Here is a 19,521-nt window from a genome sequence, read left to right as displayed (position 1 = left end):
CTGCGTCGCAGCTTCCAGCACAGACAGGCCAAGGGGACGATGAAACGAATTCTGCAGATGCCAATCGGGCCGCGTCTCACCATGATGATCGCCGCCATCATGGTCGTGTCCATGTCAAGCATGGGGGGCTTCCTCTACAACCGCGCTTATGAATCGAGCTATAATAACGCGGTCACCGATCTCGAGGGGATGGCCCGCGACCAGGCCACCCGCGTCAGCGAGTGGTTCGCCGACCAGCAACACGCGCTTGCGGCACAGGCAGCCAACCCCTCCATCGCCCGCGCGCTCAGCGAATTTCACGCCTCTCTCGAGGCGGCACCGGATGGCTTTGCCCCGGTTCTCGCGGCCTATGGCAGCGACAACCCCTATCCGTCCGGCGAAGGTCAGAAGCTGGCCGATGCCGGAGACGGCTCGGATTACAGCCGCATCCATGCCCGGATCCATCCCGGTTTCGAGCGGATGCTCGAGTCTTTCGGCTTTTACGATGTCTTCCTCATCGCCCCTGACGGGCAGGTAATCTACTCGGTCGTCAAGGAGGCCGATTTCGGCGAGGATGTCGGCACCGGCCGCTATTCGGGAACGGCTTTGGGCAAGGTATTCCAGCGCGCCAACAAGGCCCCGGCCGGCACATCCGTCGTCTCCGACATCGAGGAATATGCGCCCAGCGCCAATGCCCCGGCCGCCTTCATGGCCGCGCCGGTCTTTGCCGAGGATGGCACCCGGCTCGGCGTCATCGCGATCCAGGTGCCGATCGGCAAGCTCTCGGCCATGGTCACGATGGCCTCCGCCCTCGGCCGATCCGGCGACATGTATATCGTCGGCGGCGATGGCCGTGCCCGCACCTATTCGCGTTATGAAAACCGTTTCGACGTCCTGAGCCCGCTGCCCGAACGCCCCTTCATCACCGCGCTCGAGACCGGCCAGAGCGGGCTTTTTTCACCGGTCGAAGGCATCACCGGCACCGACAGCATCGTCTTCACCACGCCGGTCGGGGTCGATTTTGCCGACTGGACCCTGGTCGTCGAACTCGACCGCTCCGAATTCCTCGCCGCGCTGATCGCGTTCCGGAACAGCGTGATTGTCTTCCTGCTGATCGGGCTCGCCGCCGGCCTCGGCGTCAGCGTGCTGGCCGCCCGCACGATCACAACCCCGCTCAAGGGCTTCATCGCCTCGATGAATGAGGTCTCAGCCGGCAATTACGCCAAGAAGATCGATGTGGCCGACCGCCTGGACGAGATCGGGGCGATGGGACGTGATCTCTCTGCCTTCCGGGATCGGCTGGCAGAGGCCGACCGCCTTTCGCAAGAACAGGAAGAACGTCGCGCAGAGCAGAAAAAGGTCGTCGACCGGCTGGGCAGCGCGATCCGCGCCCTGGCCGACGGAGATCTGACAGAAACCGTGCAGGAGAAATTCCCCGACGAATACGAGGCACTCCGACACGACTTCAACAGCTCGATGGCGACGATGGGCGACCTTATCGGAGCGGTTCAGGTCAATGCCCGCGCTGTCCAGAAGCTTTCCGAAGAAATCAGCGATTCGTCCGAGAACCTCGCCCGGCGCACCGAAAGCCAGGCCGCAACGCTGGAGGAAACCGCCGCGGCAATGGACGAATTGACCACCAGCGTCAGCTCAACCGCCGAGGGCGCAACCGAGGTCTCGCGTTATGTCGGCGAGGCGCAGAACCGGGCACAGCAAAGCGGTCAGGTCGTCGACGAGGCGACCGGCGCAATGTCCGAGATCCAGCGTTCATCCGAAGGCATCACCCAGATCATCGGCGTGATCGACGACATCGCCTTCCAGACCAACCTGCTGGCGCTCAATGCAGGCGTCGAGGCCGCGCGCGCGGGCGAGGCGGGCCGAGGCTTCGCTGTCGTCGCCTCCGAGGTCCGGGCCCTCGCCCAGCGTTCCTCCGAAGCCGCCAAGGAAATCAAGACGCTGATCGATACGAGTTCGACCCAGGTCGAAACCGGCGTCTCGCTCGTCAACCGCACGGGGGCCGCCCTGCAGGACATCGCCTCGCGGGTGAGCCGAATTTCCGAACATATCGAGGGCATTGCCACCGGGGCGCAGGAACAGTCCGTCGGGCTTGGCGAAATCAACGTCGGCGTGACTCAGCTCGACAAGGTCACCCAGCAGAACGCCGCGATGGTCGAGGAGGCGACAGCTGCCTGTGTCACCCTCAAACAGGAGGCCGACAAGCTCCTTACCCTTGTGGCCCGGTTCCGGCTCGGTGACGACGTCATCGCAACAACAGCGGCGAAGCCCCGCCGCCCCTCCGCTCCCGACGCTCTGGAACGGGCCCTGAACGAGCGGCCTGCCCCACAACCACCGATCTCTGCAGGCTGGACCGAGTTCTGAGACCAGCCTGCGCGGGCCCCACCGTCTTAGGCGGGGGCATCCTTAGCCACTGCGGCAAATAACATTGCTTTTTGATCTGCCGCTTAACCATCATCCAGAGGCGTGCCTAACCTGACGGTTGTTCAGATCGATCCTCGCAGATAGAATATTCTACCGCCGTACGGAGTTTTCATCTCGCGTAGCGGAGTTGGGCAGAAGATTACCCTAGTCAGTGCCAACGCTTCGCCAACCGAGGCTTGCCACTCCCGGAAAAGTGTGGGCGAGCGATTTTGGCGTCGATGGCTCATACGGCGATCACCCCACCCGCATAAGCCAAGTTCCGCAACACGGCTTTATTACGCAGTTCACCACTCATTCGGCCCTCGAGGCACTCTACAAGGCCATTCTGAACTTGCTCAAAAAAGGCGGTGAGCACCTATCTGGGAGCCAGTAGATGTTTCCTCGGAAATCCGTGACGGTGCGGGGTTTTGATCGGCAGGCGGAACCCCAGCTCCACGTTGCAGCGCCCGGCCGCCATACCGATCGCAAAACTAGCAGGCCCAATCCGCCCGGGGAAAGGGCAAGATCGCTCAGCCCCGGATTTATGCAACCAAACCGTCGTCAACGCTCCCGGCCACGTGCCCGCCGGAGAGCGAAAGGTGACCGAGCGTGAAAGCAAGGGAGGGCTGGAAAGGCGGCGGCGCGGGCATCAGAGCTATCCGAAGCCCGAACCGTACGACTCGCCTGTAGCCTCGACACGCGCGATGCCGCATCGAACCGCGACATGGTCGGGACTTCGGATGTGGCGGCCAGGGTGCGGCGCAGTATTTCGGCGCTTCGCGACGCCGGGCTCGACGTGACGGTGGGGTCGGTGATCACCCGGCTTACCGCCGACGCCGCCCTGGCGCAGGAGCTTTCGCAAATTGGGGCCCCGGCAATCCGGCCGATCTGCGACAAGCCGCGTCGCGCCTTCCGAGCTGACGGGGTGCAACCCGATGCGGGTGCAAGACGGGCGCGACCCGACCGGGGCCTCGATCAAGATCGACCGCAGCACACTCAATCTGAACCCCGGGACCGTGCTCTGCGAAAGCGGAAGACAACGATCCGATGGAGGGGCCGCTATTGCCCGCTGCCCCGGGGCAATGCCAGTGTCGCGCTCGTCCGCAACCGACGGCAACAGCAAGGCATTGTCGGCCCCGCCCGACCGGACCTGAGCCGCGCCGAAACGGTACCTGCAACAAGGTCGCGGGCGCCAAAGGCGAATTGTCTCTGGCCCCCGCGGCGGCAATAATGGCCCAAGCGCAGTTTTCACTTGCAAGGCAGGCCCCGCCATGTCCGACACCTCGCTCGACATCCAAGCCTCCGCCGAACGGGTGGCAGACTGCCTCCGCGACCGGATCGTCAAGGGCGAATGTCCGCCCGGATCGCGGCTGGTCGAGCGCAGGCTCTCGGCCGAGTTGAACGTGTCGCGCACGCCGATCCGGGAGGCGCTGAAACTGCTGCGCGCCGACGGCCTGGTCGAGATCTCGCTGCACCGGGGGGCACAGGTTTTGGCCTATACCGCCGAGGAGGCAGAGAACCTGTTCGACCTGATCGCGGCGATCGAAAGCCTCGCCGCAGAACGGCTGGCCGGGCACATCGGGGCCGAGGTTCTGGCGCGGCTCGAGACATTGCACGAGCGCATGCTGAAGCAATATGCCGCGCGCGAGGCCTCGGCCTATTTCGACACCAATACCGAAATCCATGACAGCATCGTGCGCGAGGCGGGCAACCCGGTTCTGATCGACAGTCACCGGCGGATCGCGGTGCGGGCCCGGCGCGGACGGTTCATGGCGATCTTCGATGCCGAACGCTGGCGCCAGTCGGTCGAAGAGCATGAGGGCGTCATGGCCGCCTTCCGCGCCCGCGATACCGCCGCCGCGGCGCGGATCTGGCGGCAGCATCTCCGCCATAGCGGCGAATCGGTCGCCGAGACGCTGCGACGCCAGCGCGGCTAGGCCCCGGATCGCTCCTCAATCTCGCTCGAATTCCACGCAGGCACCGATATGGATCGCCCATATTCAGGGCGGACGGGCAAATGGCATGCCATTTTCTCCAGATGGCATGCCATTTTTCACCCCTCGCCCCGTCTTCTCCTATCGTCGGACAGGACGAAGAACAGCTTGGCGGGACGATGCGACTATTATTGGTGAACCCGAACATGACCGGGGCGATGACCGACCGAATGGCCGGTATCGCGCGTGACGTGGCCTCCCCCGGGACCGAGATCGTTCCGCTGACCGCCGGTCGCGGCTTTCCCTATATCGCCTCACGCGCCGAGGCCCAGATCGGCGGCGCACTGGCCTGCGAAATGATCGCCGATCATGCCGAGGGCGCTGATGCCGCGATCATCGCGGCCTTCGGCGATCCCGGCCTGGCCGGCGCGCGCGAGCTTTTCGATCTGCCCGTGGTCGGCATGGCCGAGGCGGCACTGGTCTCTGCGGCGATGCTGGGCGAGCGGATCTCGATCGTCACCTTCTCGCCGGTGATGCGGCGCTGGTATCTGGATTCGGTCCGCGACGCGGGCCTGAGCGCGCGGTTCGCGGGCGTCCGCACCCCCGACGGCCATGCGCCCGACCTGGGCGATGTGCAACACTCCCTGCGCGAAGACCTGATCCGGCTGTGCAACCGCACCGTCCGTGAGGACGGGGCCGATGTCGTCGTGCTGGGCGGCGCTCCGCTGGCCGGGCTTGCACCCGAGATCCGCGGCGAGGTCGAGGCCCCGGTCGTCGACCCGATCAGCGCGGCCACGTTGCAGGCGCAGGCCCTGGCGGTGCTGGCGCCTCAGGCGGGCTTCGCCGGACGCGCATCGAAACCGCTGCCCAAGACGGCAACCGGCCTGCCCCCCGCGCTGACGCGCCAATTCGCCTGCGGCTGACCTGCCCCGGCAGGCATTTCGGCCCAACGCCCCCCGGACACCCTCATAATCGGATCAACAGGGAAAGGATCTGCCACATGAAACCCCTCCTTCCGCGGGCCTTCGGGCTCTGCCTCGGCCTGTCGCTTCTGGCTGGCGCGGCTTCGGCCCAGACCGTGCTGCGCGTCGCCGGCAACTTCCCCGAAGAGCACAGCGCCACCGGGGCCATGAACGTCTTCAAGGAAGAGGTCGAGCGCCTATCGGGCGGCGATCTCGTGGTCCAGAACTTCCCGGCCATGCAACTGGGCGGCGCGCAGGAAAACGTCGACCAGGTGCGGTCGGGCGCGATCTTCGCGGTATTCACCTCGATCGCCTATTTCACCCGCTCGGTGCCCGAACTCGAAGCGGTCAGCCTGCCATTCCTGTTCGACAGCCGCGAGAAGGCCTTCGAGGTGATGGACGGCCCCGTCGGCAAGCTGATGGACAAGGCGTTACTGGAACAGGGTTTCGTTAATCTCGGCTATGGCGAGCTCGGCTTCCGCCATGTCACCAACAGCGTCCGGCCGCTGACCCGTCTCGAGGATTTCCAGGGCCTCAAGATCCGCCTGCAGCCGAACGAGGTCCATCTGGAAACCTTCCGCGCGCTTGGCGCCAATCCGCAATCGCTGGATATCTCCGAGCTTTACTCGGCGTTGCAACAAAAGGTGCTGGACGGCGAGGAAAACCCCTACAACATCATCTATACCCGGCGCTTCTTCGAGGTGCAGAAATACCTGTCGGATACCGGCCACTTCTTCGATTTCATCAATGTCGTGGCCAACAAGGACGCCTTCGACGCGCTGAGCCCCGACAACCAGGAGGCGGTGCGGAGCGCGATGCGCAGCGCCATCGAATGGCAGCGGGCCGAGGCGGCACGGGTCGATCTTGAATTCCGCGAGAAGCTGGTGGCAGAGGGCATGCAGTTCGACGAGATCCCGGCCGCGGAACGCGCCCGGCTGCGCGAGGCGACCGCCTCCATCGCCGAAAGCCTGAAGGAACGGGTCGATCCCGAGGTGATCGATCTCGTGCTGGAACAGGCCGCGCAGTGAGCTATCCGGGGCATCCCTCGCCCGGGCCGGCATCCGCCGGCCCGCTGGCGCTGCTGCGCAGGGCGGTCGATCTGACCGACGCCCTGTCGCGCTGGATCATCGTGGCCGCGATGGCCGCCATGACACTTCTGATCTCGGCGCAGGTGTTCCATCGCTATGTCCTGAGTTCGTCCATCGACGCCGCCGACGAGCTGTCGCGCCTGTTCTTCGTCTGGTCGATCTTCCTGGCCATTCCGCATGGCATCCGCCGCGGCGTGCATGTCGGCATCGACATCGTGCTGCGCCTGATGCCGGGCCGGGCCCAGGACCTGCTGCAACGCGCCTCGGCCCTGGCCGGGCTCTTGCTGATGGCGGTGGTCTTCGTCACCGCGCTCGGCGCCGCCGGGGACAAATGGGGCGAGCTGATGCCGACGCTGCCGGTGACCGCCGCGCTTTACTACATCCCGGTCTGCATCTGCGCCCTGCATTCGGCCCTGCATCTGCTGCTGTTCGCCCTTGGCGGCCCCGAAATCTGGGGCGACGATGCCTGGAAGGAAACCGCCTCATGAGCGCCCTTGCCGTCTCTGTCTTTGCCGTTCTTGCCCTGATCGGCGCGCCCTTGGCCTTTGCCATCGGGCTGGGCGCGGTCGCGGCGCTTTACATGGGCGGGTTCGACCTGGTGGTGCTGCCGCAGCGGATGATGTTCGCGGTCAATTCCTTCCCGCTGATGGCGATCCCGCTGTTCATGCTGGCGGGCGAGCTGATGGTGAAGGCGGGCATCGTCGACCGTCTGGTCAGCTTTGCCAATTCGCTGGTCGGCCGGGTTCCGGGCGGCGTTGCCCATGTGACGATCGTCGCGGGCATGGTCTTCGCCTCGGTCAGCGGCGCGGCCGTGGCCTCGGCCAGCGCGCTGGGATCGACCCTGGTGCCGGCCCTGCGCAAGACCTATCCCGACGGCTATTCCAGCGCAGTGATCGCCTCGGCCGCCAATCTGGGGCCGGTGATCCCGCCCTCGAACGCGATGATCGTCTATGCGCTGATGGCCGGCTCCTCGGTCTCGGTCGGCGGCATGTTCATGGCCGGGATCGTGCCCGGCATCATCCTCGCGCTCGGGTTCATGGCGCTGGCCACGCTGATCGCGAAACGCCGCGGCTATGCTCTCAGCGGCACCCCCTTTTCGGTCCGGAACGCCCTGATCGAGACCCGCCGCGCGGGCCTGATCCTGATGATGCCGGTGATCGTCGTGGGCGGCATCGTCGGCGGCATCTTCACAGCCACCGAGGGCGCGGCCATCGCGGTCGTCTATGCGCTGGTGGTCGGGCTCTTCGTCACCCGCAGGCTGCGCGTCGCCGATCTGCCCGGCTGCCTGTTCCGGGCCGCGGTGATGGCCGCCATGGTCGGCGCGCTGATCGCCTTCGCCTCGGTCGTGACCTTCGTCTTCACGCTAGATCTGGTGCCGATGCGGCTGTCCTCCTGGATCCGCGACCTGACCTCGGACCCGATGACCTTCATCCTGCTGGTGATGGCGATGCTGCTGGTCGTCGGCATGCTGATCGAGTCGAACGCGGCCTATATCATGCTGGTACCGCTGTTTGCGCCGATGGCGATCAGCTACGGCATCGACCCGCTCTTTTTCGGCTTCCTGTTCATGTACAACCTCGTGGTCGGCATGATGACGCCGCCGGTGGGCGTGCTGCTCTTCGTCATGAGCGGGATCACCCGGGTGCCCATGGCACAGCTCACCCGCGAGGTCGCGCCCTTCGTGGCGCTGCAATTCGGGGTGCTGGCGCTCTGCGTCGCCTTTCCGCCGCTCGTGCTCTGGCTGCCCTCGCTGTTCGGATTCTGAAAATGACGCATCCCTCCCCCGACCTCCTCGTCGATGGCGCCTCGATCCTGACCTCGGACCCGGCCCGGCCCTTCCTGAAGACCGGCTGGGTCGAGGTCACGGCCGGACGCATCACCGCCATCCGCGACACCCGCCCCGAGCGCATCGACCCCGCGACCCGCATCGTGCCCGGCGAGGGCCGGGTGCTGACGCCCGGTTTCGTCAATGTCCACACCCATGCGATCCTCAGCATGGTGCGCGGCGTGGCCGAGGATATGGGCTTTGCCCCCGCCTATACGATGGGCGTGCCCCATGGCCATGATGTGCATCCCGACGAGGCTCATGCGCTGGCGCAGCTCGGCGCGCTCGAGGCGCTCTCTTTCGGCTCGACCCTCATCAATGACAGCTTCACCCATCAGGAGATCGCGCTCCCGGCCATGGCCGGGACAGGTCTGCGCGCCTTCGGCTGCGGCCGCATCCATGATGTCGATTTCACCCGCGTGCATCTCGGCGAATGGCGCCATGACGATGCCATCGGCGACTGGACGCTGGGGCTTGCCTCGGATCTGATCGCGGCCTTCCACGACCCCGAGGGCCTCAGGACCGGCGTCGTGCTTGCCCCCCATGCGCCCGATACCTGCTCGCGCACGCTCCTGGGCCGGGTGCGCGAGCTGCGCGACGCGCATGGTCTGAAGATCAACACCCATGTCTCGCAAAGCCGGGTCGAGGTCGATTTCATCCGCGAGCGCGACGGCATGACCCCGCCCCAGTTGCTGGACGAGGTCGGCCTTCTGGACGAAAGCCTGATCGGGGCCCATTGCATCCATCTGACCGAAGACGACATCGCCCGGCTGGGCCGGGGACGGGCGACCCTCGCCCATGTCGCCAAGGGCAACCAGACCCATGGCTGCCTCGCGCCGACGGCAAAGCTGCGCCAGGCGGGCATGAACCTGGCGCTGGCCACCGACAACATGCATGCCGACATGGTCGAGGTGATGCGCTGGGCGCTGGCCACCGGCCGTTTGCAGGAAGGTGGCGTCAGCGAGAGCTGGCAGCCCGCCGCGATGTTCGAGGCCGCCACCATGGGCGGCGCGCGGGCGCTGGGGCTCGAGGCCGAGATCGGCTCGATCGAGACCGGCAAGCGCGCCGATCTGGTGCTGTTCGACTTCCGCCGCCCGCATCTGCGCCCGCTGACCAACGTGCTGGGAACGCTGGTCCATACCGGGCAGGGGCGCGACGTGGAAACGGTGATCGTCGGCGGCGAGGTCGTGATCGAGGGCGGCGAGCCCCTGCGGGTCGACCGCATGGCGGTGCTCGAGGCCGCCGAGGCCGCCGCAGCCGCGCTTTGGGACCGCGCCCGGGCCGAAGCCGCCCGGCCCCGCTGAGCCGCAGCCTTGCCGGAAATCTGCCCGGCCCGGTATTCCCCCGTATTCCCGCAGCTTGGCCATCCGTGGACCTGCCCGGGCCGGTGTGAGGGAACGGCGCGGAAAGGCGAGCGATTGCCACCGCGGCTAGGCTGACGACGATCCGCCCGGCTGCAAGCGACCGAGAGGTTCAAGCTCGCGACCGGCTCACGGTACCGGCCGACATGGCGCCGAACCTGACTGACGCGACACGCAAGGCGGTCGCGTGGCGCGCGAACCGGATCGAGGAACATCGATCCCGGATCGCCGCCGGGAGGGGCTGCTGGCGCGCGTCCCGAAAAGTGGAACTCAATGACATGAAGACCAGAGACCGAAATCGCACCCAGCGCTGGCCCTTCCGCAGGTGCGCTCTGCCGTCATCCCCCGTTATGTAGTTTTTTCTCATATTGCAAAGCGACTTGACGAGGATGATCGTGGGGCGCCGGCGTCCTGCCGGCCAGGCCGCCGCAAATGGCGCCATGTATTTGAAAGGACGTAAAGATGAAACTCAGTGCAAGAAACATCCTCGAGGGGACCGTGAGCGCGGTCGAAACCGGAACCGTCACCACCCATGTCAAGATCGATATCGGCGGCGCCACCGTCACCGCCTCGATCACCAATGAGGCCGCGACGGATCTGGACCTGAAGGTCGGCGACAAGGCCAGCGCCATCATCAAGTCGTCCGACGTTCTGGTCGGCAAGGACTGATCCCGCACCCGCGCGGCGGGGCGGGGCGGGGCGGGCCGGTTGCGACCGCCGCCCCCTGCTCTGCCGCCGCCCCGCCTTCGGCGACCGCCAGCCCGGATGTCGCGAAGGCTCAGTGTTCAGGACAGGGCCGCCCGCCGTAATCGGGCTTGAGATCGATCAGCGGCGTTCCGTCGACGCAATCGAGCCCCCGCACCAGCAGCACATCGCCCTCGCGCCCCAGCAGCGTCACCACGGAAGACGCCACCGGATTGGGCCTGTTCGGCGAGCGCAGCGAGAACGTGCCCGTGGTCGCACCGTCATTGCGCGGGCTCTGCCGGACCAGGTCGCGCCGTGCGCCATCCATCCAGTACAGCAGCAACAGCCGCTCCTTGCGCTCGATCCCCGCCAGCGCCTCGGTCCAACGCGGATCGATCTCGATCCGGCAGACCGGCCCGGCCACGGCATCGCCCTGCCGCGGACAGTCGCGCGGGTTCTGCCAGGGCGTCCGCAGCCGTCCGACGAACCAGAGCGCGGCATCGTTTCGCTCTGGAACAGCGGTGCAGACCTCGCCGGGCCTGATCGCGGCGATGACCTTTTCCATGCCGTTTCCTTTCGTTCCGGGCCGCGCGGATCGGCGGCGGCGGTTCATCCGTTATAGTGCCGAATAACATAACGTGAGACAAGCGCGCGCCCGGCCCGCCGCACGGGGACCGCCGTGTTTCCGGCTGGGCCCACCGCCGCCGCACAGGAAAGCGTCGGGCTCCACTCCACAGCCCGCAGCCTGGCGCAACGACTGACCTCGCTTAGCAGGCCGCTGAAAAGTCATGCGACGAAGGCGTTGGTATCAGAACACCCCATTCACGGTTTCTCTCGTTGCGTTGCACGGTGCTCATCGTGCTGGGGGCCGGTGAATTTGACGACAATGGTCGCCGCAAGACGTTTTTCAGCGGCCTGTTAGGCGGGCCCTCCTCATCCCCGAAACTTTCCCGAGTTGGCACGGGCCTGCCTCCGACATGACCTTGCTGCGTGCTGCCCGCCATGGGCGGGCGCGGCACTCGGCGGTGGCGGGCCGACCGGCTTCGCGCTAAGACAGGACAATCTCGGCGGAAGGAGCAGGACGGCGATGCCGGTAGGATTGCGCAGCGCGCTGACGCTGGAACGACCCGGAGCGCGGATGGGCGCCGACCGGGTGGCGCTTCTGGCCGCGGTCGGCCGCACCGGCTCGATCTCGGCGGCCGCGCGCGAGGTGGGCCTGTCCTACAAGGCCGCCTGGGACGGGGTACAGGCGATGAACAACATCTTCGCCAGCCCGCTTGTCAGCGCCGCCCCCGGCGGACGTGCGGGCGGCGGCGCCACACTGACGCCTGCCGGCGAAAAGGTTATCGCCGCCTTCACCGCGATCCAGGAGGGGCTGGAACGGGTGGTTTCCTCGCTCGACAATCAGATCGATCTCGACCCCGGCGATATTCTCTGGAGCCTGATGATGAAGACCTCGGCCCGCAACACCTACCGCGCCACCGTGACCGCGGTCACCGAAAGCCCTGTCAGCGCCGAGGTGCGGATGGATATCGGCGGCGGCCAGACACTGACCTCGGTCATCACCGGCCAGAGCGCCGCCGGGATGGGGCTTGCCCCCGGCATCGAGGTCTTCGCCCTGGTCAAGTCGAGTTTCGTGATCCTCGCCCGGGGCGAGGAGCTCGGCGCGCTCTCGGTGCGCAACCGGCTGAGCGGCACCGTCACCGGCCGCACCGACGGGCCCGTGAACAGCGAGATCGTGCTCGACCTCGGCGGCGACAAGACGCTCGCGGCAACCATCACCCGCGAAAGCGCCGAGGCGCTGGCGCTGGCCCCGGGCGACAGCGCCACCGCGCTGATCAAGTCGAGCCATGTGATCCTGGCGCTGCCCTAGGCCCCGCCTTCAGGCGCGGGCGCGCAGCCCTGCCCGGCACCACTCAAGCAGAGCGCCCCGGTCGGGATCAAGCCGGTCGGCAGCCCCACCGGTGAACGCCTCCCAGGCCGCGACGCAATCGGGTTTGACCGCGACCAGCACCGGCACCTGCCGCTCGCAGGCGCGCTCGATGACAGCGCGAAACCCGTGCCCCTCGACCTCGGCCTTGCCGAAGCGCGGCAGGATCAACAGATCGGGGCCGGTCTCCAGCGCGGCGAGCGCGGCGCAGGCGGCCTCGGCCAGACCCTGCGGGTCGAGCCTGCAGCCCTGCGACCCGGCCCCCAGCTGCTGAGAGATCGAAAAGACGCCGCCGCCGGTCAGATCCTCGACCGCCATGCCGCCATCGGCGCCGCGGCGCTGCCGAAATCCCGCGAGCCGGACGCCCTCCGCCCGAAGCGTCGCCTCGACCGTCGCCAGCAAAGCGTCGACGGTCTGCTCTGGTGAAAGCGGGATCGCGGCCACACGAAACGCCGCCTCGTCGCCGGTCTCGGTCATTCGGGCCTCCTGCCGCGTTGCGACCGGAGCCAAGGCTACATAGCGCGTCCCACGCCGGCAATCGCTGCTTGCGCCCAGCCAGGCGGGCCGCGACCATTCGCCCTGAAAAGCAGCAATGGGCCGCAATAGGCGGCAGGTCGCGCGCCCGGATCGGGAGCGCGCGCAGCTACCGGCCCTCGATCCGGATCGAGAAGCTCCGCTGGGCACCGCGCGGGGGGGCCGGGAAGGGCGCGGCGCGTTCGACGATGCGCAAGGCCGCGCGGTCAAGCGCGGTCGAGCCCGAACTGCGCGCCACCGACGCCGAGGCCAGACGACCATCCGTCGCGACCCGGAACGCCACCACCGTGGCACCGCGGGCGCGGATCCTCGGCTTCGGAACCCGCGACAGCGCCCTCATCACCAGCCCCGGATAGTTCGAGCTTTCGGCATTGCCCGACTCGGCGCTGGCCCCGCCCCGGCCGCTGCTGGCCGCCTGCGCCCGCTCGCTGCCGGCCGCCTGACCGACACGGGCATTGCGATCGGAATTGCCTCTGGTCACCGGCTTCGGTTCTGGTTTCGGCTCGGGCTCCGGTTCGGGCTCGGCGGTCACCGTCTCGGGTTCGGGCTGCTCCGCCACCTCCGGCTCGGGCACCGGCGCCAATGCCTCGGCGGGATCCGGCACGACGGTCTCGACCGGCTCGGGCATATCGGGCCGGACCGGCTCGACGGGCGCTTCGGGCTCGACCACATCCTCGACGCTTTCGGCGCTGATGCGTCCGGCCGCCATCTCGGCAAAGCTCGAGCCGATCGCCGCCTCGGCCGCCCCGCTGCGCCCTTCCATCCGGGTCTCGGTCTGGGGCACGAGAACCAGGGCAAGCGCGCTATGCGCACCGAGCGCAAGGCCCAAGGCCAGCACCTTGCCAAGGCGGGAACTCGGTATCGTCATTTCAGCCCCCGTTCGGTCACGATCACCACCCGCTCGGCCCCGGCCGCCCGCAATGCCTGTCCAAGCGCCACCAGATCGGCAGCGGGGACGTCGCGGTCGGGCACGACCCGGGCGACTGTTGCGGCCTCCTCCTCCGTGCCCTCGAGCCCGGCAACGAAGGCTTCGGGCGTCGTCTCCTGCTCCTGCAGCGTCATCCGGCCATCGGCATGCAGAACCAGCGCCTCGGCGGGCGAGGCCCCTTCCAGCCCCTCGGTATCGACAAGCTTCAGGGTCGCGTCGAGCGGCGCCGCCAGCGTGCCCGCCACGAGGAAGAAGATCAGCAGCAGGAAGACGATGTTGATCAGCGCGATGGTCGGCTCGCGCCCGGCGCGGCGCACCTTCTCGGCCCTGATGGCTGCTTTTCTGGCCGTCATGTCGCCCCCAGCACAGTCACGCCCAGCCCCGGTATCGCGCGAAGCGCGACCAGGAGATCGGTCAGCCGCTGCGCCGTGACCGCGCCGCGCAGCGCCACCAGAACAACCTGCCCCGGCTCGACCGGATCAAGCCCCTCGGCCAGCCCGTCAAGCGCAAGCTCGCGGCCGTTCAGCCGCAGCCGGTCGGGTTCGAGCTGCAGGAACAGCGGCCGCGCATCGGGAGCAGCCGGCGCCCCGCCCTGCCCGGCCGCCACCAGATCGACCTCGGAAAAGCGGGTGAAGGTCGAGCTCAGCATGAAGAAGAGCAGCAGCAGAAAGATCACGTCGACCAGCGGCGTGAGCGACAGCCGCCGCCGACGCGGCCTAGCCATGATCCCGACCGCCCGACACGACCGGACGGTCCTCGCCAAGCGCATTTCCTGGGGCCAGCACGGTATGAATCGCGGTTTCGGCCAAGACCCGCTCGGCCTCCATCCGGCTTTCGAACCAGCTCAGGATCAACGCCGTCGGCATCGCCACCGCCAGGCCGACCGCCGTGGTCAGAAGCGCCACCCAGATGCCGCCCGCGAGGATCGAGGGGTCGACCTGCGTGCCCGCCGCCTGCAGCGCCTGGAAGGCCGCGATCATGCCCAGAACGGTGCCGAACAGACCCAGCAGCGGCGAGAGCTGCGCCACCGAATCAAGCAGCCGGAAGCCGCGTTCCAGCCGGGCGAAGCGGGCCTCGGCCTCGGCCTCCAGCCGTTCGGAATCGGTCTGACCCGACATGGCGAGGTCGAGCACCGGGCGCAGATAGCTGCGCGAGCGTTCGAGCGCGGCCCGCGCCCGGGCCCGCTCGCCCCGGTCCCAATGCGCGACGGCCTCCGACAGGGCCCGGTGCCGCCCGACGCCCGAGGCCGCGAATTGCCACAGCTTGTAAAGCACCACCGCCACCGTCAGCACCGAAATCCCGATCAGGATCAGAACCACCGGCCCGCCAAGATCGGCCACCCGGCGCAAAAGCTCGATCACCGCGCCGATCATCCGATCAGCTCCACATCTGTACGGCTGCTCAGCCCGAGCCCCTCGGCGCAGGCTTCCTCGTCAAGCGCCTCGGCCTCGCAGGCCGTCGTGCCATTGATCAGGATCTGCCCCAGATCGCCGCAATCGAGCCCGGGAACGGAGAATTGCCGCATCCGCGGCCGCCCGGCGGGCAACGCCCCGAAATCGAACAGGGTCAGACGCTCGACCTGGCCCTTATCGTCGATCAGCACGGTTTCGAAAACCGCCCGGTCGATGCCGGTCTCATAGCCGTTCCGGGCCAGAAAGCTGATCAGGCAACCGGTCTCGGCCGGCGCGACCGCATTCAGCTCGATCGAGAGATGCGGCCCGGCCTCCTGCGCAGCGGCGCCGAGGGATGAGACGAGAAGGCCAGCCGCAACTGCGGCGCCAAGGTGAGAGATGCCCATCGAGCGCTCCATTCCCTGAGATCCATTGAGTCGATCTGTTCTCTGGCGGCGGGAGCGACCCGTAACTGGCTTGAGAGATCGCCGGCAAAGAACCACAGCACGACCGCAGGCACAATACCCTAGTAAAACGCTCAGGCCAATTCCCTTCGTAAAAGGCATCTTGGGACACGTCCTGTCGGGCGACCGACGCCCGGCGGAAACCGGCGCCCGGCGCCGCGATTGGGGGCCAATCGGTCCAGCCGATGCCCAGCGCCGCCTTGTTTCCGGCCGGTCGACTGCGCGCCATCTTGCGACAACCCGACACCCGGCGGGCCCGGGCTGCGCTCCGGCTCGAAGGCGGTGTCATTGGCAAGGATGTCCCGTTTGGCCCGGGCGCCGCCCGGTCCGAGCCGCCCGAGAGATATGCAGAGCCGAGATCGCTATCGCGCAGGGTCGGCCCCGATGCCGGACTGCCGCGGAAATCGTAGCCAAGCGCGCGGTTATCGAACGCGCCATGGAATACGCCTCGGCGGTACTGCCGGGGACAATTGATGATATGGGACGACGAGCCACCGCGGTCCGCGATCTTCCGACCCGTCACTGGAGCGCCCCGTTGACGGGCTGACCTGAGCGCTGCCGCCCGGCCGGATCTGCCTGCGGCCAATCCATGCTGCCGAGCTGGATCACGGACTGCGGGAACGCTGGTCCCGGCAGCCACCGGCACCGCCGAGCCCCCGGCCGTCGAGCCCATCTCTTGCCCGAGATCGCGCATCGGATATGGGCGCCGAACCGTCCACCGACCTGAGCCAGAGCCTCGGCACGGCCATTGTCATGGTACCGAAGGATGGTGCTGCACGCACTGAACCTCGCACCGCGCCATGCCGACCGGTCGCGCTGGAAGGCAGGCTCACGCGCGACGCCCCGAAGAGAGGCTCACGACGGCAACACTAAGGCAACGTTCGGGCGCGAGGGCCAGGTCGTGACCGGCCCGTCCCCAGACCAGCCGGTGATGCGGCCGCCCGGACACGGGACAGCGCCCGAAAATGCGGGGCCTGCGCAAAACGAAAGGCCGCCCCTTGCGGCGCGGCCCCGGTCTGACCCTTCCCGGGGAAACCCCGGAGGCGGCTAGATCACTTGATCTTGCCTTCCTTGTATTCGACGTGCTGACGCACGACCGGGTCATATTTCTTGACCACCATTTTCTCGGTCATGGTGCGGGCGTTTTTCTTGGTCACGTAGAAATGGCCGGTGCCCGCGGTCGAGTTCAGGCGGATCTTGATGGTTGTCGGCTTCGCCATGTCTCATCTCCGTCGCGCGGGCGGCATCGCGCCCGTGAAGTTCTTGAAGCCCGCGTTTTAGCGATCCGCGCCCCCGAGTCAAGCAGGTTCTGGCCCCGCAAAGCCAAGCAGACCAAGCCGACTGCCCGCCGCCCGGAGGCGCGCGCTTCAGGCCAGCACCTGCGGCAGCCGCATCGCCTTGTGGATCCGCTGGCGCGCGGCGCGGCCCAGATGCAGCGCATCGGCCAGGCGATCAAGATGCGCGATCTCGGCCGGGCTGTCGAGCCTGGTCGTCACCACCCCCGCGGCATAGACGGCGGTGCGCTGGTGCGTGCCGGTCTCGGCCGCAAGCGCCTCGATATCGATGGGCCGCGCCATCTCGGCCTCGACGAAGGCGCGCTCTTCCTCGGTGGCATCGCCCAGCACATCGAAGATCGCGGCGCGCTCGGCCGCGTCGATCTCGCCATCGGATTTCGCCGCCATCACCATCGAGCGGATCAGAAGCCGCGCGTTCTTCTCCATCGAGACATCGGGCGGCGCGACCTCGCCCATCGCGTTCAGGATGTCCCTGGCATTGACCGATCCCGCCCAGGCGGCGCCGCCCAGCGCCGCCATCAGCCCGCCAAGACCGACCAGCGCATGATCTCCGGTCTCGCGCCCCTTCGCGCCCAGCCATTTGGCGTTGGTCTTCAGCGCCGCCGCGCCGCCCGGAACCTGCATCCGCTCGAGCAGCGGCCCGATCTGGCTGCCGATCCCGACCCGCGTTGCGGCCGATTTCACCGAATCGGCAATTCCCGCGCCGCCGCCCATCTTCTGGAACGTCTCGAGCCCCCTGGCCGCCGCAAAGCCCACGGCAAGGGTGGCCATCGTCCTGACAAAACTCATCCGGTCTTCCGTCCCTCTGCTATCCCCTTTCCGGGGCAGCGCGCTTCCAGGATCGCAACCTAGAGGCTTTCGGGGGCTGGCCAAGGCCCGAAACCGCGCCTCGCGGCCCCAAGCGGAGGCATTTCGGGGATGGGGGCAGGAAGAAACACAGGCAGGATATGCGCGGACGGCCTGTAAGCCGGATTCTGTCCGGGGGCGCGAGGCCCCCTGGATGACCATTCCTCTGGGCGTACCGTTACCGATACGCTCAAGCTGCCAACCCGGACCCCTGGGCCGAAGCCGCCCTGCAGGTCTGGCCTGCGCGGGGTCCCTATTCGGCATTGCTCCCGGTGGGGCTTGCCTTGCCGGTCCTGTTGCCAGTCCCGCGGTGGGCTCTTACCCCACCGTTTCACCCTTACCTCCGGCAAGCGGAGGCGGTCTGTTCTCTGTGGCGCTTTCCCTGGGGTTTCCCCCGCCGGGCGTTACCCGGCACCGTTGCCTCGTGGAGTCCGGACTTTCCTCGAGGGCGTGCACCCCCGCGGCCATCCAGCCATCCGCGCGAGGCCCGATCTAGGCGCCCGCGGGGCCGGGGTCAACGGGGAAGCGGCGGGCAAGATCGGCGATGACGGCCATGTCGGCGACCGCAAGCGGCCCCGTGGCCCAGGGCCGGAACCGCTGGCGCAACGCATCGAGCACGTGGCCCGTGTCCCAGCCCGCGCCATAGCCGAAGGCCGTGGCCGCCTTGCGAAAGGCCGTCTCGTCGGGCGCGGGACCGGCAGAGCTCCGGACCTCGGGCCAGACCGCCAACCCCTGCCGTGCCAGCCTTCGCCAGTCGAACCGCGGACCAGGGTCCCATTTGCGGTCGGGCGCCATGTCGGAATGGCCGATCACCCGCTCGGGCCGGATCGACCAGCGTGCAAGGATGCCGGGCAACAGCGCCTCGAGCGCGGCCATCAGCGGCGCCGAGAACGGCCGGTCGCCCGGATTGTCGAGTTCGATGCCGATCGAGCGGGAATTGACGTCCTCGACCCCGCCCCAGCATCCGGCCCCGGCATGCCAGGCCCGCCCGGCCTCGTCGACAAGCTGGAAAACCCGCCCGTCACGGGCGATCAGGTAATGCGCCGACACCCCGGCCGCCGGGTCGCAAAGCCGGTCCAGCGCCGAGGCGGAATCGGTCATGGCGGTGAAATGCAGCACGACCATGTCGGGCCGCGCCCCGCCGCGCCTTGCCCCGCAATTGGGCGAGGGACGCCAGAGCGGCGTCACGTCCCTAGCGTTCGGCAAGACGGAACGGCGAGGGGTCCCAGTAGCAGGCGAAGCCGTCGCCATCGGGGTCGATCCCGAACCGGTCGCGCTCGGGCCCGCCATTCTTGAGGAAGGCTTCCTGCGCGTGATCGTCCGAACCGTATTTGGCGCAGCGCCGGGCCAGCGTTTCGGGCGCAACGGCCCGGCCGCGCTTGTAGACCTGCTGGCCAAGCGGATTGGTGGTGCTCAGCGCATATTCGATGATGCCGGCGCCATCGCCGCCCGGACGCGGGGGCAGCGGCTCGGGCGGGATCACGGTGTATTGCTCGCGCTGCTGTTCCAGCCGCTCGCGGTCGCTGGCGATGGTCTCGCGGGCGGTGACGGCGGCAAAGCTCTGCTCGTCCGAGATCCCGGCATGGTTTTCAGCCTGCGCGCCGGGGGGCTCGGCGCCATCGGAGCTCTCGACCGCCGAGATCGGCGCGCCGGTCACCTCGGTCACGACATCCTGCGAGGGCGCCGCGGTGATCGGCTCGGCCGAGACCGCGCCCTGCAGGACGCCTTCGCGATGGGTGCTGTAATCGGCGTAACTGTCGAAGCCCTCTCCGGCCGCGGAATCGGGCAGCTGCGTATTGCACGCGGCCAGCGCAAGAACCGCAATCGCGGAAGTCACGGCACGCATCGGGTCCATCCTGTTCGTGGTGTCAATCCCAGTGAT

Annotated in this window: 20 protein-coding genes and 1 other RNA gene; 9 read left to right on the top strand and 12 right to left on the bottom strand. The window is 67.7% G+C overall.

Annotation, left to right across the window (positions count from 1 at the left end; genetic code table 11):
- The first annotated feature begins 39 nt into the window (after nt 1–39).
- The 8 genes from A6W98_RS07795 to A6W98_RS07760 all read left to right on the top strand — a co-directional run bounded on the left by A6W98_RS07795 (nt 40) and on the right by A6W98_RS07760 (nt 10,236).
- Nucleotides 40–2,358 (top strand): methyl-accepting chemotaxis protein, encoded by a 2,319-nt coding sequence (locus A6W98_RS07795; protein ID WP_052677976.1) that lies wholly within the window; start codon nt 40–42, stop codon nt 2,356–2,358.
- Nucleotides 2,359–3,668: 1,310 nt separating this feature from the next.
- Nucleotides 3,669–4,334 carry a GntR family transcriptional regulator gene (locus A6W98_RS07790; RefSeq protein WP_042459943.1) on the top strand — a complete coding sequence of 222 codons (666 nt, stop codon included), beginning with the start codon at nt 3,669–3,671 and terminating at the stop codon, nt 4,332–4,334.
- 176 nt (nt 4,335–4,510) lie between these two features.
- On the top strand, nt 4,511–5,254 hold the full coding sequence (locus A6W98_RS07785) for an aspartate/glutamate racemase family protein (protein ID WP_042459940.1): 744 nt from the start codon (nt 4,511–4,513) through the stop codon (nt 5,252–5,254).
- 77 nt (nt 5,255–5,331) lie between these two features.
- Nucleotides 5,332–6,321 carry a TRAP transporter substrate-binding protein gene (locus A6W98_RS07780; RefSeq protein ID WP_042459937.1) on the top strand — a complete coding sequence of 330 codons (990 nt, stop codon included), beginning with the start codon at nt 5,332–5,334 and terminating at the stop codon, nt 6,319–6,321.
- The gene (locus A6W98_RS07775) at nt 6,318–6,869 is read left to right on the top strand and encodes a TRAP transporter small permease (protein ID WP_042459934.1); all 552 of its coding nucleotides are present in this window, start codon (nt 6,318–6,320) and stop codon (nt 6,867–6,869) included. Before A6W98_RS07780 ends, A6W98_RS07775 begins: the two co-directional genes overlap by 4 nt.
- Entirely contained in the window at nt 6,866–8,146 is a 1,281-nt protein-coding gene (locus A6W98_RS07770; protein ID WP_042459931.1) for a TRAP transporter large permease, read from the top strand. Before A6W98_RS07775 ends, A6W98_RS07770 begins: the two co-directional genes overlap by 4 nt.
- A gap of 2 nt (nt 8,147–8,148) precedes the next feature.
- On the top strand, nt 8,149–9,510 hold the full coding sequence (locus A6W98_RS07765; protein WP_042459927.1) for an amidohydrolase family protein: 1,362 nt from the start codon (nt 8,149–8,151) through the stop codon (nt 9,508–9,510).
- Nucleotides 9,511–10,029: 519 nt separating this feature from the next.
- Nucleotides 10,030–10,236 carry a TOBE domain-containing protein gene (locus tag A6W98_RS07760; protein WP_042459925.1) on the top strand — a complete coding sequence of 69 codons (207 nt, stop codon included), beginning with the start codon at nt 10,030–10,032 and terminating at the stop codon, nt 10,234–10,236.
- A 109-nt stretch (nt 10,237–10,345) separates the two neighbouring features.
- Here A6W98_RS07760 and A6W98_RS07755 read toward each other — a convergent pair whose 3' ends face one another.
- A complete protein-coding gene (locus tag A6W98_RS07755; RefSeq protein WP_042459922.1) occupies nt 10,346–10,816 on the bottom strand; it encodes an SAM-dependent methyltransferase in 471 nt (156 codons plus the stop codon).
- A gap of 522 nt (nt 10,817–11,338) precedes the next feature.
- Between A6W98_RS07755 and A6W98_RS07750 the strand changes: the two genes are divergently transcribed.
- Complete coding sequence (locus A6W98_RS07750) at nt 11,339–12,124, top strand: TOBE domain-containing protein (protein WP_042459919.1); 786 nt, start codon at nt 11,339–11,341, stop codon at nt 12,122–12,124.
- 9 nt (nt 12,125–12,133) lie between these two features.
- Here the strand turns inward: A6W98_RS07750 and A6W98_RS07745 are convergent, their stop codons facing one another.
- The 11 genes from A6W98_RS07745 to A6W98_RS07695 all read right to left on the bottom strand — a co-directional run bounded on the left by A6W98_RS07745 (nt 12,134) and on the right by A6W98_RS07695 (nt 19,485).
- Nucleotides 12,134–12,658 (bottom strand): DUF2478 domain-containing protein, encoded by a 525-nt coding sequence (locus tag A6W98_RS07745; RefSeq protein ID WP_042459917.1) that lies wholly within the window; start codon nt 12,656–12,658, stop codon nt 12,134–12,136.
- 166 nt (nt 12,659–12,824) lie between these two features.
- Nucleotides 12,825–13,583, bottom strand: coding sequence for an energy transducer TonB family protein (locus A6W98_RS07740; RefSeq protein ID WP_042459915.1), 759 nt, complete (start codon nt 13,581–13,583; stop codon nt 12,825–12,827).
- Nucleotides 13,580–13,996: an ExbD/TolR family protein gene (locus tag A6W98_RS07735; RefSeq protein ID WP_042459912.1), complete on the bottom strand. Its 417-nt coding sequence runs from the start codon at nt 13,994–13,996 to the stop codon at nt 13,580–13,582. The genes A6W98_RS07740 and A6W98_RS07735 overlap by 4 nt, the downstream gene beginning before the upstream one ends.
- Nucleotides 13,993–14,367: a biopolymer transporter ExbD gene (locus A6W98_RS07730; RefSeq protein ID WP_042459909.1), complete on the bottom strand. Its 375-nt coding sequence runs from the start codon at nt 14,365–14,367 to the stop codon at nt 13,993–13,995. The genes A6W98_RS07735 and A6W98_RS07730 overlap by 4 nt, the downstream gene beginning before the upstream one ends.
- Nucleotides 14,360–15,016: a MotA/TolQ/ExbB proton channel family protein gene (locus tag A6W98_RS07725; RefSeq protein ID WP_042459906.1), complete on the bottom strand. Its 657-nt coding sequence runs from the start codon at nt 15,014–15,016 to the stop codon at nt 14,360–14,362. Before A6W98_RS07725 ends, A6W98_RS07730 begins: the two co-directional genes overlap by 8 nt.
- The gene (locus A6W98_RS07720) at nt 15,013–15,441 is read right to left on the bottom strand and encodes a hypothetical protein (RefSeq protein ID WP_081252037.1); all 429 of its coding nucleotides are present in this window, start codon (nt 15,439–15,441) and stop codon (nt 15,013–15,015) included. Before A6W98_RS07720 ends, A6W98_RS07725 begins: the two co-directional genes overlap by 4 nt.
- Nucleotides 15,442–16,550: 1,109 nt before the next feature.
- Entirely contained in the window at nt 16,551–16,718 is a 168-nt protein-coding gene (gene rpmG, locus A6W98_RS07715; RefSeq protein WP_042459900.1) for a 50S ribosomal protein L33, read from the bottom strand.
- Nucleotides 16,719–16,865: 147 nt separating this feature from the next.
- Nucleotides 16,866–17,582: a DUF533 domain-containing protein gene (locus A6W98_RS07710; RefSeq protein WP_042459897.1), complete on the bottom strand. Its 717-nt coding sequence runs from the start codon at nt 17,580–17,582 to the stop codon at nt 16,866–16,868.
- Nucleotides 17,583–17,740: 158 nt separating this feature from the next.
- Nucleotides 17,741–18,119: RNase P RNA component class A (gene rnpB / locus A6W98_RS07705), an RNA gene on the bottom strand.
- Between the two features lie 12 nt (nt 18,120–18,131).
- Nucleotides 18,132–18,827 carry an N-acetylmuramoyl-L-alanine amidase gene (locus tag A6W98_RS07700; RefSeq protein ID WP_406678879.1) on the bottom strand — a complete coding sequence of 232 codons (696 nt, stop codon included), beginning with the start codon at nt 18,825–18,827 and terminating at the stop codon, nt 18,132–18,134.
- Between the two features lie 4 nt (nt 18,828–18,831).
- On the bottom strand, nt 18,832–19,485 hold the full coding sequence (locus tag A6W98_RS07695) for a hypothetical protein (protein ID WP_042459892.1): 654 nt from the start codon (nt 19,483–19,485) through the stop codon (nt 18,832–18,834).
- Nucleotides 19,486–19,521: the final 36 nt, after the last annotated feature.

The organism is Rhodovulum sulfidophilum DSM 1374 (assembly GCF_001633165.1).
Lineage (GTDB): Bacteria > Pseudomonadota > Alphaproteobacteria > Rhodobacterales > Rhodobacteraceae > Rhodovulum > Rhodovulum sulfidophilum.
The sequence above is the reverse complement of the archived record's forward strand: the minus strand, read 5'-3'. Positions and strand labels throughout refer to the sequence as shown.